Source organism: Desulfovibrio sp. (assembly GCF_014803725.1).
In the GTDB taxonomy this organism is placed as follows: domain Bacteria; phylum Desulfobacterota; class Desulfovibrionia; order Desulfovibrionales; family Desulfovibrionaceae; genus Desulfovibrio.
In genome coordinates this window covers 86,992-101,668 of record NZ_JAAVBE010000023.1, presented here as the reverse complement: position 1 = coordinate 101,668, position 14,677 = coordinate 86,992, and the positions used below count along the sequence as shown (strand labels likewise).

The 14,677-nt window shown below is 69.7% G+C and carries 12 protein-coding genes; 5 read left to right on the top strand and 7 right to left on the bottom strand.

Annotated features, from left to right (window positions below; all coding sequences use genetic code 11):
• The first annotated feature begins 45 nt into the window (after window positions 1-45).
• The 5 genes from HDR50_RS08820 to HDR50_RS08800 all read left to right on the top strand — a co-directional run bounded on the left by HDR50_RS08820 (window position 46) and on the right by HDR50_RS08800 (window position 7,163).
• The gene (locus HDR50_RS08820) at window positions 46-1,224 is read left to right on the top strand and encodes a glycosyltransferase (RefSeq protein ID WP_291357760.1); all 1,179 of its coding nucleotides are present in this window, start codon (window positions 46-48) and stop codon (window positions 1,222-1,224) included.
• 135 nt (window positions 1,225-1,359) lie between these two features.
• Entirely contained in the window at window positions 1,360-2,550 is a 1,191-nt protein-coding gene (locus HDR50_RS08815) for an ABC transporter permease (protein WP_291357759.1), read from the top strand.
• A gap of 11 nt (window positions 2,551-2,561) precedes the next feature.
• Window positions 2,562-4,664 carry a glycosyltransferase gene (locus tag HDR50_RS08810; RefSeq protein WP_291357758.1) on the top strand — a complete coding sequence of 701 codons (2,103 nt, stop codon included), beginning with the start codon at window positions 2,562-2,564 and terminating at the stop codon, window positions 4,662-4,664.
• Window positions 4,664-6,142, top strand: coding sequence for a D-glycero-beta-D-manno-heptose 1-phosphate adenylyltransferase (gene rfaE2, locus HDR50_RS08805; protein ID WP_291357757.1), 1,479 nt, complete (start codon window positions 4,664-4,666; stop codon window positions 6,140-6,142). The genes HDR50_RS08810 and rfaE2 overlap by 1 nt, the downstream gene beginning before the upstream one ends.
• Entirely contained in the window at window positions 6,135-7,163 is a 1,029-nt protein-coding gene (locus HDR50_RS08800) for a glucokinase (RefSeq protein WP_291357756.1), read from the top strand. The genes rfaE2 and HDR50_RS08800 overlap by 8 nt, the downstream gene beginning before the upstream one ends.
• Here the strand turns inward: HDR50_RS08800 and HDR50_RS08795 are convergent.
• Genes HDR50_RS08795 through HDR50_RS08765 form a run of 7 tightly spaced genes read right to left on the bottom strand, consistent with a single transcriptional unit; the run spans window position 7,132 to window position 14,522 of the window.
• Window positions 7,132-7,986, bottom strand: a complete 855-nt coding sequence (locus HDR50_RS08795) for a metal ABC transporter permease (RefSeq protein ID WP_291357755.1) — start codon at window positions 7,984-7,986, stop codon at window positions 7,132-7,134. The two genes, HDR50_RS08800 and HDR50_RS08795, sit on opposite strands and share 32 nt — an antisense overlap.
• Window positions 7,983-8,828 (bottom strand): metal ABC transporter ATP-binding protein, encoded by an 846-nt coding sequence (locus HDR50_RS08790; protein WP_291357754.1) that lies wholly within the window; start codon window positions 8,826-8,828, stop codon window positions 7,983-7,985. Before HDR50_RS08790 ends, HDR50_RS08795 begins: the two co-directional genes overlap by 4 nt.
• On the bottom strand, window positions 8,818-9,798 hold the full coding sequence (locus HDR50_RS08785; protein ID WP_291357753.1) for a metal ABC transporter substrate-binding protein: 981 nt from the start codon (window positions 9,796-9,798) through the stop codon (window positions 8,818-8,820). Before HDR50_RS08785 ends, HDR50_RS08790 begins: the two co-directional genes overlap by 11 nt.
• Window positions 9,795-10,685 (bottom strand): lysophospholipid acyltransferase family protein, encoded by an 891-nt coding sequence (locus HDR50_RS08780; RefSeq protein WP_291357752.1) that lies wholly within the window; start codon window positions 10,683-10,685, stop codon window positions 9,795-9,797. Before HDR50_RS08780 ends, HDR50_RS08785 begins: the two co-directional genes overlap by 4 nt.
• Window positions 10,682-11,911 carry a replication-associated recombination protein A gene (locus HDR50_RS08775; protein WP_291357751.1) on the bottom strand — a complete coding sequence of 410 codons (1,230 nt, stop codon included), beginning with the start codon at window positions 11,909-11,911 and terminating at the stop codon, window positions 10,682-10,684. The genes HDR50_RS08780 and HDR50_RS08775 overlap by 4 nt, the downstream gene beginning before the upstream one ends.
• Window positions 11,908-12,792 carry an RsmE family RNA methyltransferase gene (locus HDR50_RS08770; protein ID WP_365817338.1) on the bottom strand — a complete coding sequence of 295 codons (885 nt, stop codon included), beginning with the start codon at window positions 12,790-12,792 and terminating at the stop codon, window positions 11,908-11,910. Before HDR50_RS08770 ends, HDR50_RS08775 begins: the two co-directional genes overlap by 4 nt.
• The gene (locus tag HDR50_RS08765) at window positions 12,789-14,522 is read right to left on the bottom strand and encodes a hypothetical protein (protein WP_291357750.1); all 1,734 of its coding nucleotides are present in this window, start codon (window positions 14,520-14,522) and stop codon (window positions 12,789-12,791) included. The genes HDR50_RS08770 and HDR50_RS08765 overlap by 4 nt, the downstream gene beginning before the upstream one ends.
• Window positions 14,523-14,677: the final 155 nt, after the last annotated feature.

Genomic DNA, 14,677 nt, shown 5'->3' with positions numbered 1-14,677 from the left:
GCAGAAGCCGCGCCCCCGTCGCCGGCGCCCCTTTCGGGAGGAGCCATGACCGTAGTGTTATTTATCGTGGGCCTTGTCCAGTGCGGCCTTTTGTTCCTGCTCACGGGCACGGGCGCGAAGCTGGCGCGCCAGGCGCAGAAAGAGCGGGAGGAAGCCCGCTATGTGCCCCACGGCGGCTGGCCGCGCGTGGCCATGATCATCCCCGCCGCGGGCAATGACCCGCGCATGGAGGCGGCGCTGAAAAGCCTGCTGGAGCAGGATTATCCCCACCTGCTGCCGGTGCTCGTCACTGCCGGCGCCGACGACCCGGCGGCGGACATCATCCGGCGCCTCAAGGAGGACTATCCGGCCCTCCGGCACGTCATCGCCGGCGAGGCGAAGGACTGCGGCCAGAAAAACTGGAACAGCCTTGCGGGCGTGGCCGCCGTGGGCGACGCGGCGGACATCTATATGTTCTGCGACAGCACGCACATGGCCGACCCGGAATTCGCCCGCTGCCTCGTGGGGCCGCTCGCGCGCAACGAGGCGGCCTTCAGCACCGGCTATCACGAGGTCGAGCCGCGCGACCACGGCATCGTCACCCTGGGCTATGCCCTGAGCGTGCTGCTCATGCGGCTGTTGCAGGGCCTTTCCGCCTTCACCCAGCCCTGGGGGGGCGCCATGGCCATGACCCGAGCGGCCTTCGAGCGCTATGGCGTGGCGAGGCTCTGGGCTTCCACCGTGGTGGACGACTGCTCGCTCGGGGCCATGCTCCAGGCCCGGGGCGTGCATGTGAAGCTGTGCGCGGCCGCGCTTTTGCGCACCACGGCGCACAGGCACGCCTTCGGCACGTGGCGCGCCTGGATGGACCGGCAGGTGCTTTTCCTCAAGTTCTGCATGCCGGGCCAGTGGTTGCTGCTCGGGGTGTTCGCCGCGCTCATGCTGGCGCCGGTCTTGTGGGCCGGCTTCACCTTCTGCCGCGACCTCATCGGCCGCGGCGGGGGCACAGGGCCCTTCCTTGCGCTGCTCTGGCTCTTGCTGCTCGCGGGCACGCTCTCGTCGTGGCGCAGGCTCGTGCCTGTGCGCGTGCCGCTGGGGCGCTGGCTCGGGGCCTTTTTCCTCGCGTCGGGGCTCTTCGGCTGGGTGTATCTCAGGACCATCCCGGCCCGGACCATCACCTGGCGGCACATGGTCTATCTGGTGGGCCGGGGCGGCGCGCTCCTCGGCATGCGCCGGCGGGGGTAGGCGCGTTGCCGGATTTGCCGCCTCCGTTTTGACAGGCGGCGCCCAAGGCCGTACATTGGGCCTTCCGGGAGGGCGCCCCGGCAGGCGCCGTGGGGCGCACGCCGTCCCCTCCCGCCGGAGGAGCCGGAGTTTTCCATGATCGTGATGTCAGACCTTTTTCGCGTCAGCCTCAGGCAGGTTGTGCGCCAGCGCGGCTTCGGGGTGATCCTGTCCATCGCCCTGGGCATCACGGCCTTTATCGTGCTCTCCGTGCTTGGCCGCGAGATCCGCTACAAGGTCGGGCAGGACATGGTGCTCATGGGCGGCGTCAACGTCATCCAGCTCTACATGGATGACGCCGCCTATCCGGGCCAGCCCCGGCGCGAGTTCTATCCCGAGACCGTGGAGGCGCTCCGCAAGCTTCCGGGCGTGGGCATGGTGAGCCGCAACCTGCGCGGCGGCCGCGTCTTCGACCTCAGGACTTCGGGCGAGCGCACGATCCGCATGGATTTCATCGGCATCGACCAGTATTTCGCCGATGTCTATTCCCTCACGCTCGTGGCCGGGCGGCTCTTCGACGCCTCGGACATCGAGCGCCGGCGCCGCGTGGCCATGCTGGGCCGCGAGGCCGCCCTCATGCTCTATCCCTCGGCGGAAGCCGCCGTGGGCCAGCTCCTCATCCTCGGGCAGGATGTGTTCGAGGTGGTGGGCGTGGTGAGCGGCGTCATGCTGGGCAGCTGGGGCCGGGGCGGCTTTTTGCCCTATACGGTCATGATCGACCGCAACTGGGCCGGCGGCAAGGTGGACAGGCTCTTTGTGCGCGCCATCGGCTGGGAGGACGTCACCCCGCTCGTCAAGCTCATCCCCGAGGTGGTGCGCGAGCACCAGGCCGCGCCGCACATGGTCATCCGCACCCAGGAGGAACAGCTCGCCCGCATCCAGACCACCTTCATGTGGGTGGAGGCGCTGCTCTGGCTCGGCATCGTGGCCTCGCTCATGCTCGGCGGCTTCGGCATCTGGTACGGCACCTTCGCGGCCGTGCGGGCGCGCACCCGGGAGGTGGGCCTCAAAAAGGCCATGGGCGGCGCGGACGCCGACATCCTGGCCCAGTTCCTCGCCGAGGCCCTGTGCAAGTCGCTGGCGGGCGGCGTGCTCGGTATCCTCCTCGGCGTCATCATCGTTGAGGTCGGTTCCTGGGCGCTGGGCACCGGCGTTTCCTACCCGCTGCTCCTCGCGAGCAGCGTGGGCAGCATCCTTTTCTCCGCGCTCATCGGCGTGGCGGGCGGCCTCTATCCCGCCATCCAGGCGAGCCGCATGGATGTGGTCTCGGCCCTGCGCTTTGAATGAAAAGGTGAAGCATGGCACCAGTCATCATCGCCAAGGATCTGTACAAGTGCTACGCGGGTTTCGCGCCCGTGCTGCGTGGCGTGAGCCTCGAGGTGGAGGCCGGGGAGATGGTGGCCATCATGGGCCCCTCGGGCTGCGGCAAGTCCACCATGCTCCATATACTGGGCCTGCTCCACGCGCCGGACGCGGGCTCGCTCACCATCCTCGGCACCGATGTGCTCAAGCTCAACCGCGAGCAGACGGCCGCCTTCCGACGCGGGAACCTGGGCTTCGTCATGCAGTCGAGCAACCTTTTCGAGCATTCCACGGTGTTCGAGAACGTGGAATTCCCGCTCATCTATGAAAAGGTGCCCCCGCAGGAGCGCTGGGAGCGCGTCATCCGGGCGCTTGAGCTCGTGCGCCTCTCGGCCCGCGTGCACTACCGCAGCAACCGGCTCTCCGGCGGCGAGCAGCAGCGCGTGGCCATCGCGCGCGCCATGGTCAACAATCCGCGCATCCTGCTCGCGGACGAGCCCACGGGCGCGCTGGACGCCAAGACGAGCCGCCTCATCATGGACAATTTCCGCGCGCTCTGCCATTCGGGCGGCGTCTCCATGGTCATGGTCACGCACGACCCCAAGATGGCCGAGTTCTGCGACAGCGTCTATACGCTGGAGGACGGCATCCTCCACTGCCGCAAGCACGAGCTCGCCGACCTCAAGGAGGGCGGCACCAAGAGCCTGCTCGCCGCGCCGGACCCCATCGTGCGCGGCGCCCTCGTGGCCGAGCGCTTCCCCGAGCCCTCGGGCCAGTGCCTCATGGAGATCGCCCATCATCTGCATGCGGCCGGGCTGCTCTCGCGCATTTACGCCATAAAGGGCAGCGGCCTGCTCGGCAATCCCGCGGGCTATGCCCTGCCGCTCGCCGTGCGCCGCATCGGGCTGTGGCACGCGCCGGCGGCGCTGGGGGCGCTGGTCAGGCGGGCGCGCGCCTCGCAGTCCCTGTGGTCGCTGTGGCGGCTCATGCCCCATTCCCGCTGGGGGCGCGGCTTTTTCGCCCAGGTCTGGGCCTTTGCCTGCGGCACCCTGCTCGCCCGCTGGGGCCTTCAGGAACATATCGAATTTCTCTACGCCTCCGGCGCCGGCAGCCAAGCCACGGCCAGCCTGGTGGCCGCGCGGCTCTTGCGGCTGCCCTTCGCCTTTTCCGTGCGCGCGCAGGATCTCTCCCTCAACGGTGCGGACTGGGCCGTCAAGGCGAAGGAGGCCGTCTTCGTGCGCTGCGACACCGAGGCCGTGGTCAAGGCCCTGCGCGAGCGCCTGCCTGACCTGCCCGCTGACAAGATCGTCCTTTTGCGCGACCCGCTGACCCTCACCCCGCCCGAGGAGGAGCCGGAGACCATCCCGACCCCCGGCGGCAGCGCGCCCGAGGCCGCAAAGCCGCTGGAACTTTTGGCCGTGGGCACCATCGCCCCGCGCAAGGGCTATGACCTGCTCTTGCGGGCCTGCGCGCGGCTGAAGGCGGCCGGCATCGACTTCCGCCTGACCATCGTGGGGCAGGGGCCGGAGCGGCTCAAGCTGCGCTGGCTTTCGTGGCGCCTCGGGTTGCGGCGCCTCGTGCGTTTCGCCGGCGAGGTGGCCCATGAGAAGATGGCGGAGACCTACCGGCATGCGGACATCTTCGTCGCGCCCGGCATAAGGACGCGCAAGGGCGACATGGACGGGCTGCCCTCGGCGCTCGCCGAGGCCATGGCCTTCGGCATCGCCGTGGTGGTGAGCGACCTGCCGGGCCAGCTCGAAGCGGTGGAAAACGGCGTCTCCGGCCTCGTGGTGCCGCAGAATGATGTGCCGGCGCTGGCCCAGGCGCTGGAGCGCCTGGCGAAAGACCCGGAGGAGCGCAAGCGCCTTGGCGCCGCCGCGCGTCAGCGCATCCACGCCCTGCTGGACGCGCAGGCGAGCGAGGAGAAGCTGAAGGAGCTGTTCATCGAGGCCGCGCGTTCCGCCGCCAGGGCGAAGGCAGGGGCCGGCGCGCCCGGAGAAGTGGAAGAGCCCGCCGGGGAGTCCCCGAAGGCGTCTTCCACCGCTTCGCCCGCTCCGGCCTCCGGCAAGGGCAAGCCGCAGGCGAAAAAGGGCAGGTGATGGACTTTTCGGGCACGGCCATCCTGGTGGCGGGCGATGTCATGCTCGACCGCTATCTCGCGGGCGACGTGGCGCGCATCTCGCCCGAGGCGCCCGTGCCCGTGGTGCGTCTCGAAAAGCGCTGGAGCGTGCCGGGCGGCGCGGGCAACGTGGCCCGCAACCTTTCGCGGCTCGGCGTGGCCGCGCGGCTCGTCGGCCTGGTGGGGGACGACGCCGAGGGGCGCACACTGCGCGCGGCCGTCACGGCCGAGGGCATCGAGGACGCCCTGACCGTCTCGCATGACCGCGCGACCACCAGCAAGACGCGCATCCTCGGGCACGGCCAGCAGCTCCTGCGCCTCGACGAGGAGCGCGTGGCACCGCTCGGCCCGGGCGAGCTCGAGCCCCTGAAGTCTGCCGTGGCGCGGCTTTTGCCCGGCTGCGGCGCAATCATCATTTCGGATTACGGCAAGGGCGTCTTCCTGCGCCGTGAGGACGGCGGAAGTCTCTGCGCGGACATCATGGCGCAGGCCAAAGTCGCGGGCATCCCCGTGCTCGTGGACCCCAAGGGCAAGGACTGGTCGAGCTATGCGGGCGCGGCCTGCGTGACGCCCAACACGGCGGAATTCCTCGAGGTCTGCGGTCTTCCCGCCGGGGCGCGGCCCGACGCCGCGAAGCGGCGTGAGCTCGCCGAGGGGCTGTGCCGGCAGTACGGCTTTGCACGGCTTTTGCTCACGCGCGGGCCCCGGGGCATGATCCTCTATGCGCCCGGGGAGGAGCCTGTGCGCATCCGCGCGGCCGTGCGCGAAGTGGCCGACGTTTCCGGCGCGGGCGATACGGTGATCGCCGCCCTTGCGGCCTGCGTGGCCGGGGGCCTCGGCTGGGCCGAGAGCGCCGCTGTGGCCAATGCCGCCGCCGGGGTGGCCGTGGGCAAGGCCGGTACGGCGCCGGTGGCCTTGGCCGAGCTCAACGAGGCCCTGAGGCAGGGGATGGACAATCCCAAGCTCTTCGCGCTCCCGGCGCTCAGGCACAAGCTGGAGGAATGGCGGCGCCGCGGCGAGCGCATCGTCTTCACCAACGGCTGTTTCGACCTGCTTCACCCCGGGCATATCTCGCTTTTGCGCCAGGCCGCGGCCCTGGGCGACCGGCTGGTGGTGGGCCTCAATGCCGATGCCTCGGTGCGCCGGCTTAAAGGCCCCGAGCGCCCCATCCAGAACGAGACGAGCCGGGCGTTGCTGCTCGCGGCGTTGCAGGCCGTGGACGCGGTGGTGCTCTTCGGCGAGGACACGCCGGAACGCCTCATCCATGAGGTCGCCCCGGACGTGCTCGTCAAGGGCAGCGACTACAGAGTGGAAAACGTGGTCGGCGCGGACTTCGTGCTCGGCCGCGGCGGCGAGGTGCATCTCGTGGACCTCGTGGACGGCTGCAGCACCACGGGCCTCGTGCGCAAGATGCGCCCCGCGGCGGCCGGGGACACCGGGGACGGCGCTCATGCCTGACAAGGGCGTGCGCCATCTCATCGCCGCCGACATCGGGGGCACCAATTGCCGGCTGGCGCGCTTCGCTCTCGGCCCGGACGGGCGGCTCGTGCGCGAACATTCTGCGTGGCTGGAGAGCCCGGATCTCTGCACCACCGAGCACTTGCTCACCGCGCTGGAGCGCGAGCTCGCGCTGCATCCGGCCCGGGCCGATGCCACGGTGCTCGCCATCGCCGGGCCCGTGCATGACGGCCTCACCGGCGGCCTCACCAACGGCAGCCTCAGGGTGGACTTGCGCCCGCTGGCTGCGCACGGCACGGGCGTCTTTCGCGTCATCAATGACTTTGTGGCCCAGGCCTGCGCCTGCCTCACGGAACTCGGCGACGAGGCGCGGCTGCTCCGGCCCGTGCCGCCTGCCCCCGCGCCCTTGCGCGCGCCGCGCGCGGTCATCGGCGCGGGCACCGGGCTTGGCGTGGCCTGCCTCTATCCGCTGGACATGGCCGTGCCCGGCGCCGGGGGCTGGCTCGTGGCGCCCTCCGAGGGCGGGCACATGGCCTTTCCTTTCGCGGGCGCGGAGGAGAACGCCTTTCATGAATTTTTGTGCACGGCGCTCGGGCTCGCCGTGGCGGAAGGTGACGACGTGCTCTCCGGGCGCGGCCTCGCGCTCCTGCATGAATTCCTCACCGGCGAACGCCTCACCCCCGGCGAGGTGGGCCGCAAGGCCCTTTCCGCGCCCTCGCCGACCTTGAGCCGGTACGCCCGTTTCTACGGGCGCGCCTGCCGAAACCTCATGCTTTCCTGCCTCTCCACGGGCGGCCTGTGGATCGCCGGGGGCATAGCCGCCCGCAATCCCCTCTGTGTGAGCAGCCCGGAGTTTTTCGCCGAGCTCTTCGCCGAGCCCTCCTTTGCGCACTGGCTCCGGAAAATCCCGGTGCGCCTCCTGGAAGACGCCGAGAGCGGCCTCTGGGGCGCGGCCCAATATGGCCGCATGCTGCTTGAGCAGCCCTCCTCTACTTCCGCCACGCCCGCACGACACAACTGACCGCGAACCAGGCACAGGCCACAAGTACCACGGTGGCGCCGCTCGCCGTGGCAAGCCACTCCTGCGCGGACAGGAGCAGCCCGGCCGCGCCCGAGCTCACGCCCACGACGAGCGACCACCAGAACATGTCCCCCGCGCTCCTGGCGAGGTTGCGCGCCGTGGCCGCCGGCACCACGAGCAGGGCCGTCATGAGCAGCACGCCCACGGCCCGCACCGAAAACATGACGACAAGCGCCAGCACGGCGGCGAAAAGATAGTTCCAGAAGGCCGTGTGGATGCCCTCGACCCGCGCGGTCACCGGGCTCAGGGCCATGGCGAGCAGGCGGTTCCAGCCCATAAGCTCGAAGAGCAGCAGGCAGCCGAACAGGCAGGCGAGCGCCGCCATTTCGCCGTCGCCCACGGTGAGGATGTCACCGTAGAGGAATTGCCCCATCTGGCGCCCGAGGCCGCTGGCCCGGCTCACCACGGCGAGGCCGAAGGCCACCACGGCCGAAAAGATGATGCCGATGGCCGTGTCCGCCGAGAGCCCGCTTGAGCGCTGCACGGCCATGACGGCGATGCCCACGAGCACCCCGAAGACGAGCATGGCGGTCTCCGGCGGCGCGCCGAGGATGAGCCCGAGCGCCACGCCCGCAAAGGCCGAATGGCCCACGGCGTCCGAAAAAAAGGCCATGCGGAAGAGCGTCACCTGCACGCCGAGCATGGAGGTCATGGGCGTGAGCAGGAGGAGCGCCAAAAGCGCCCGGCGCATGAAGCGCGGCTCAAGGCACTCGAACGGCAGAACGGAGAGGGCGTCGCAGGCGGCGGCCAGCAGGGTGCTCATGGGGCGCTCCTGTCGCCAAGGCCCGCGGGCAGCCGCCCCCGGTGGCCCGGCGCCGAGAGGGCGCCGCACTGCGGGCAGCCGGGGGCATCGAGGTCGCACTGGTCGGGATAGAGGTGGATGGGCACCCCGAAAAGCGAGAGCAGGAGCCGCGCGGTGAGCGTTTCGCGCGGGGGGCCCTGGGCCAGCACGCGCCCGTCGAGGCAGATGACGTGGGTGGCGTAGTGGGCGGCGAGGGGCAGGTTGTGGCTCACCATGATGAGCGTGAAGCCGCGCTCGTGCCGGGCCGCGTCCAGCACTTCCCAGAACAGGCGCTCGCCGTGCACGTCCACGCCGGCCTCGGCCTCGTCGAGCACGAGCAGGTCAGGGTCGTGCCCGAGGGCCGCGGCGAGGAGCACGCGCCGCAATTCTCCGCCCGAGAGGTCGCCCAGGCGCTGCCCCTCAAGGTCCGCCGCGTCCACGGTTTCGAGCAGGGCGCGCCCGCGCAGGCGCGCGGCAGCGGAGACCCCGAGCCAGAGCGGACGCCGTTGGGCGCCCAGCGCGAGAAATTCGCGCACGGTGAGCGGCAGCCCGCGCTCCACCACCAGTTGCTGCGGCACATGGGCCACGCGCTGCCCGCCCTCGAGGACGATACGGCCGCTGTAGGCCCGCTCGCCGAGCAGGCAGTGGAGCAGGGTGGTCTTGCCCGCGCCGTTGGGGCCCATGAGCACGGTGGCGCTGCCCGCCGGGGCCACGGCGTCCACATTTTCAAGGATGGTGCGGCCGCCGGCCACGACGCCCACATGCTCGAAGCGCACCGCCGGCGCCGTGAGGCAGGCCGTCTCTTTCAGGGGCTCAGGGAACATCGAAATACCGCCGCAGGGTCTCGGCATTGGCGCGCATGGCGCGTTCATAATAGTCGAGCGGCGCGTCCGCCGGCCCAGAGGCCACGGGGTCGAGCAGGGCGAAGGGCACGCCGCTCTCGACCGAGAGCAGTTCCACCGCACGGTCGGGGGCCGGCGGCTCCCCGGCGATGAGCACGGGTGCCTCGGCTTTCAGGCGCCGCGTCAGGGAATTGAGCTGCGAGGCGGAAAGCGCTGAATTTTCATCGCCGGCGCGCAGGACGGCCAGGGTCTCGAGGCTGGCCTCATGCGCCAGGTAGGCGAGGTCGTCATGCTGGAGCACGATGCCCTTGTGCGGGGCGGCCTTGCCGATGGCCGCGAGCGGGCCGGCCAGCCCTTCGAGGCGCGCGGCGAAGGCGGCGGCATTGGCGCGGTAGGCTTCGGCATGGGGCGGGTCGAGCCGGGCGAGGCCTTCGCCGATGGCGCGCGCCATGAGCGCGGCCTGCGCGGGCCCGGCGAAGATGTGGGGGTTGATGCCGGGCGCCCCGTGGTCATGCGCGTGGTCATGGCCGTCGTCATGCCCGTGGCCGGCCTCGGCCGGGGCGGGCAGCGGGTCGGTGCCGCGGCTCGCGTCGATGACCGCATGCTCCTTGTCCAGCGTGCGCAGCGGCTGGCTGAGAAAGGCCTCGAGCCCGAGGCCGTTGATGACGATGGCCTGGGCAGCCGCCAGCTTGCGCAGATCGGCCGGGCTCGGCGTGAACTCGTGCGGGCAGCCCGTCTGCGCGGGCACGAACAGCTCCACGCGCACGCCGTTGACCTCATGGCAGACATTGCGGGTGAAGAGCCACACCGGGAAGGTGGTGGCCAGCACGCGAAATTCGCCAGCGGACGCGGGAGCCGCCTCCGCCGCGCGGGCGCCTGCGCAGGGCGCGAGCGCGAGCAGGCAGGCAAGAGCGCAAAACCCACGCCGGAGAAATGAAAAAAGGCGTTTCATGCGTTGATCCCGTCCTTTGCCTGCCACTCCCCGAGGGCGGCGGCGATGAAGGCGCAGATGGCGGCATGCTCCTCTTTGCCGTTGCCCGAGACACGCAGTGGCGTGCCAAAGCGGTAACGGATGGGCATGCCGGGCTTCACGGGGCCGAGTTCCTTGATCTTCCTGCCCTGGCCCCAGGCGTCGGTCTTGAGGGCCAGCGGCACCAGGGGGGCGCCGGTCTTGCGGCCGAGCTTGACCGCGATGCTGTTGAAATGGCGCTCGTCAAAGGTGAGGGAGCGCGTGCTCTGCGGAAAGATGACCAGCGAGACGCCGCGGCCGAGCCGTTCCGCGCCGCCGTCCAGCACGGCCGCGAGGTCTTCGCGCGGGTTGGTGCGGCCCACCACGATGGGGTCGCGCGAGCGCATGATGGGCCCGAAAAAGGGCATGGTGACAAGGCTCTCCTTGACCACGAAGGTCACGGGCCGGCGCGGTCGGATGATGCCGGGCAGCATGAAGGTCTCGAGGGTGCTCATGTGGTTGGCCACGAAGATGCAGGGCTCTTCCGTGGCCGTGATGGCGTCCATGCCGTCGATGTCCACCGGGCAGCCGATGCGCTCCATGAGGTCCGTCACCCAGTCGCTGGCATAGGCCCAGGCCGCGTCGTCGCAGCGCCCCTGCGCGGCCCTGCGCGAGAGCCAGGCCACCGGCCCGAGGAAGAGGCGGCTGTAAAAGGAGGGGAAGGGCGCCAGGCGCGTGAGAAGGCCCGGGGTCACGCGCGGGCCGCGGTATGTGTCGCCCGAGCCGTACTTGTTGGGGATATGGCCCTCGGTGAAGGGCGGGAAGGGCGCGGGCGCCACGGGAAAGGCCGGGGCCTCCCCGGGCGTGCCGGCCTCGGGAGCGTGCGTCATGCAGTGCCGTCCGGTTTTTTGCGGTTGTGGATCTTTTGCCACCACTGGGCGAGGCGCGGCTCCGCGCCATTGTCGCGCGGCTGGTAGAAGCGCCGCTCGCCGAGCTCGGGGGGCAGGTAGGGCTGCTCCACGAAGGACTCGGGATAGTTGTGCGGATACTTGTATTCCTTGCCGTAGCCCCATTCCTTCTGGAGCGGCGTTGTGGCGTTGCGCAGGTGCAGCGGCACCGGCAGCGGGCCGCCCTGCCTCACCTCGCGCGCGGCGTTGAGATAGGCGGCATAGGCGGAATTGCTCTTTTTCGCAAGCGCGAGATACACCGTGGTCTCGGCGAGCGGGATGAAGCCCTCGGGCATGCCGGTGAATTCCACAGCCTGCTGGCAGGCCACGGCCAGCGGCAGGGCCGCCGGGTCGGCGAGGCCCACATCCTCCGAGGCGGAAAGGATGAGGCGCCGGCAGATGAAGCGGGGGTCCTCCCCTCCTTCCAGAAGGCAGGCGAGGTAATAGAGCGCCGCGTCCACGTCGCTGCCGCGGATGGACTTGATGAGCGCCGAGGCGAGCTCATAGTGGCTGTCGCCGTCCTTGTCGTGGCGCACGAGGATCTCGGGCAGCGCCGCGCGCACAGCCTCGGGCCCGCGCTGTTCCTCGGGGAGGGCGGCCACATACTCCACGAGGTTGAGCAGGGTGCGCGCGTCGCCGTTGGCCGAGCCCGCGAGCAGGTCGAGCACGTCCTCGCCGAGTTCGAGCGCGAGCGAGAGCGCGCCGCGCCGGGCGAGCTCCCTGAGCTCGTGGCGCCCGAGCGGCCGCAGGCGGAGCACATGGAGGCGCGAGAGCAGCTGCCGCGTGACGCTGAAGGACGGGTTCTCGGTGGTGGTGGCGAGCAGGGTGAGCTCGCCCGATTCCACGAGCGGCAGGAAGAAATCCTGCTGGGCCTTGGAAAAGCGGTGCAGTTCGTCGAGAACCAGGATCTCCACCCCGGCGAGCGACCGGCGCAAGTGCTGGAGGCCGGCCTCGGGCGCGGAAAGGCGCAGGTATTTCTTGCCCGTGGATTTGGCGAGCAGGAGCGCCAGGGTGGACTTGCCGCAGCCGGGAGGCCCGAAAAAGAGCAGGCTCGGCAGGCGCCTGGCCTGCATGAGCGAGGCTATGCGCCCGGCAAGGTGCGTCTGCCCCAGAAAGTGCGCCAGGTCGTCCGGGCGCAGGCGTTCAGGGAGGGGGCGGTCAACGCTCATGGGAGCGGGCCTTCCGTGCCGGTATCGTGAGGCCCGGGAGTTTCCGTCGCCGGCCGGTAGTCCGGGCCGCCAGGCAATTGCGAGGCCCACCAGTGCAGGCCCAGGCAGAGCGCCGCCGCCGTCTCGCAGCGCAGGATGCGGGCGCCGAGGCTCACGGGCGTGAAGGCCGCCTCGCGCAAGGCCGCAAGCTCCCGCGGGGAAAAGCCGCCCTCCGGCCCGATGACATAGACCGTCACGCCCGCGCGCCCCGCCATGCCCGGCTCGAGCATGGGGACGCCCTCCTGGCGCTCCCACGGGAGCAGGCGGAAGTCCGCCCCCGCGGCCTGCGCGATGACCCCGCCGATGTCGTCGAAGGCCCGCACTTCCGGGAGCCACGGGTTGCCGCACTGCTTGGCGCCGGCGACGAGCTGGCCGAGCGAGGCCGCGGCGGCGTTCTCGGGGAAGCGCCCCTGGCTGTGGTCGCCCTGCCAGAGCCAGACACCCGAGGCGCCGAGCTCCGCCGCCTTTTCCATGAAGAAGCCCCGGCGCACGGCCTTGCTGAGGGCCAGGGCCATGACGGCCCGCGACTTGGGTTGCGGCACGAAGCTCCAGCCGAGCAGGGCAAGCCGCGCCTCCCTGCGGCCCACGGCGAGCACCCGGCAGCGGCCGATGCGGCCCTTGCCGTCGAGCAGCAGCGCGGCCTCCCCGGGCTCGAGCCTGAGCACGCGCAGATGCACGGCCTCCTGCCCGTCGAGGAGGATTTCCGCCACATCCGGGGGCGCGCCGGCGGCCGCCTCACCGTCCGGCCCGGCTGCGGGCCAGCATTCCGGCGCGAGATAGAAACGCGGCACCCCGTCGAAAATATCCACGTCCCGCGGGGCCTCGTCGGCATTGCGCCTCACGCCACAGCCTCCCGTGCCTGGTGCTCCTCACAGGCGAGGCGCGACTTGCGCACCGCACGGATGCGGTCGAGCAGGGCCACGAGCTTGCCGTAATTCTTGCGGATCTCCTGGCCGGCCGGCGTGAGCGCGGTTTCGGGCACGTCGATATAGGTGCGTGTGAGGTAGCGGTCGTGGAGGATGGTCTCCACGCAGGCGATGATGTCATCCACGAGGTCGGGGAAGAAGTTGACGATCTCGTACTGGAGCTCGTGCAGCAGGGCCACGGCCTCGCGCGTCATACGCCGGTAGGAGATGCGTTCGCCCTTGTAGAGGCGGTGGGAGATGTCCTCGAGGATGTGCACGCGCCGGGCCTGCTGGATATAGCTGAAGCGGGTGCAGACCTCCTGGTGGAGGTCGTGCATGGTGTCGAAGATCTCCACGTTTTTGGGCGAATACAGGTAGCCCGTCACCACCTTGCTCACCTTGGCGAAAAATTCGTCGCTGTAGCTGATCATCCGGCGCTGGTGCTTGCTCAGCCAGCTGTAGAGGAACTTGAGGCGCTTCTCGTGCGTGTCCGTGTTCTCCACGACCTCGTTGCGCTTGTAGATGATGCGGCCCGTGTATTCGCCGCGCACGATGTCGTTGAGGCGGAGGAACATGTTGCTCGCGTCCTTGATGATGTTGAGCCCGTGCAGGGCCTCGCCGGTGAGCGGGTTGAGCACCTCCTGCGCCGCCACGGAGAGCGCCCTGTCCTGGCGCACGTTGCTCGCGTCGAAGCGGTGCTGGCGGTAGGTGACGCGCAAAATGACCACGCGCCGCGCCGGGTCAAGGAAGAAGCCGTCGCGCCCGATGGCCTCCAGCGCCTCCTCCTGGTCTTCGTCCACGCGCACGAGGGCGATCTTTTCCACCAGCGGATAGCGGCGGTTCTCGCCGTCCGAGGTGTAGGTGGTGAGGGTGCGGTCGCTCTGGCCGAGCACGCGCAAAATGAAGTGCTCGCCCATCTTGTGCAGCTTGCGGGCGAAGAGCGCGCTCGAGGTGCGCCGTTCGGAGACGATGGGGAAGCCGTAGAGCTCCATGAGGTACTGGTACACGAACATGCGGTTGCGCTCGTACATCTGGCTGTCGCCGTACACGAACTTGCCGATGCGGATGCCGAAGCGCTTGAGCTCGCTGTCGATGTCCGACGGGAAGGACGCGAACACCCCGGCCAAATGGAAGAGCCTGTCCGCGTCCCACGCGAAGACCTGGGCCCTGTCCATCTGGAGCAGGTAGGGGAGCAGCGAGGGATAGGACTCCACAAGGCCCGTGTCCACCGAGCGGAACTCCTGCCGGAAGGTATCCTGCAGGGCGCGGGGCAGACGCGCGGCGAGCGTCTGGAGGTTCTGCTCCATGACCTGATGCTCCAGCGGGCAGGAGGCGTCGCCCTCGCCCAGAAGCACGGGATGGAGCTTGTCGAACTGGAATATCTCGGAAAAGTAGTCGAGCTCGCGCGCAAAGGCCACCATGGCGAAGCCGGGGAGGTCCTTGTATTCAAACATGTCGTTGTCGAAGGAGGGCAAAAGCTCGCGCCCTTCGACGAGAGGATAGTCTTTCAGTTCCTGATAGGGGCGCACGAGGCAGTAACGGATGTGGACGGCGTCGAGAAAGCGCTTGAGCGAGGCAAGATCGCGCAGGGCGAGCGCGTCGGCGAGGGTGAAGGCGTCACGCCAGGGGTGGCCGTCCTTGCTGAATACATCTTGCCAGCGAATCATGACGCGGTATCCGTTGTTTTTGAGTATTTTCCACTACTAACAGATTTTTCAAAAAAGTTCCAGTGCCGGGGCGCCCCGGCCGTCTCCTCCTGCGGCGCGCGGGGGAAAGCGGTTGCGGCCGGCCGGCCGCTTTGCTACAAAAAAGGGGTGCGCCC

Coding starts and splice junctions, on each gene's coding strand:
- HDR50_RS08820 (WP_291357760.1), top strand. CDS start 46: ATGACCGTAGTGTTATTTATCGTGGGCCTTGTCCAGTGCGGCCTTTTG.
- rfaE2 (WP_291357757.1), top strand. CDS start 4,664: ATGGACTTTTCGGGCACGGCCATCCTGGTGGCGGGCGATGTCATGCTC.
- HDR50_RS08790 (WP_291357754.1), bottom strand. CDS start 8,828: ATGTTCCCTGAGCCCCTGAAAGAGACGGCCTGCCTCACGGCGCCGGCG.
- HDR50_RS08775 (WP_291357751.1), bottom strand. CDS start 11,911: ATGAGCGTTGACCGCCCCCTCCCTGAACGCCTGCGCCCGGACGACCTG.
- HDR50_RS08795 (WP_291357755.1), bottom strand. CDS start 7,986: ATGAGCACCCTGCTGGCCGCCGCCTGCGACGCCCTCTCCGTTCTGCCG.
- HDR50_RS08815 (WP_291357759.1), top strand. CDS start 1,360: ATGATCGTGATGTCAGACCTTTTTCGCGTCAGCCTCAGGCAGGTTGTG.
- HDR50_RS08765 (WP_291357750.1), bottom strand. CDS start 14,522: ATGATTCGCTGGCAAGATGTATTCAGCAAGGACGGCCACCCCTGGCGT.
- HDR50_RS08810 (WP_291357758.1), top strand. CDS start 2,562: ATGGCACCAGTCATCATCGCCAAGGATCTGTACAAGTGCTACGCGGGT.
- HDR50_RS08785 (WP_291357753.1), bottom strand. CDS start 9,798: ATGAAACGCCTTTTTTCATTTCTCCGGCGTGGGTTTTGCGCTCTTGCC.
- HDR50_RS08800 (WP_291357756.1), top strand. CDS start 6,135: ATGCCTGACAAGGGCGTGCGCCATCTCATCGCCGCCGACATCGGGGGC.
- HDR50_RS08780 (WP_291357752.1), bottom strand. CDS start 10,685: ATGACGCACGCTCCCGAGGCCGGCACGCCCGGGGAGGCCCCGGCCTTT.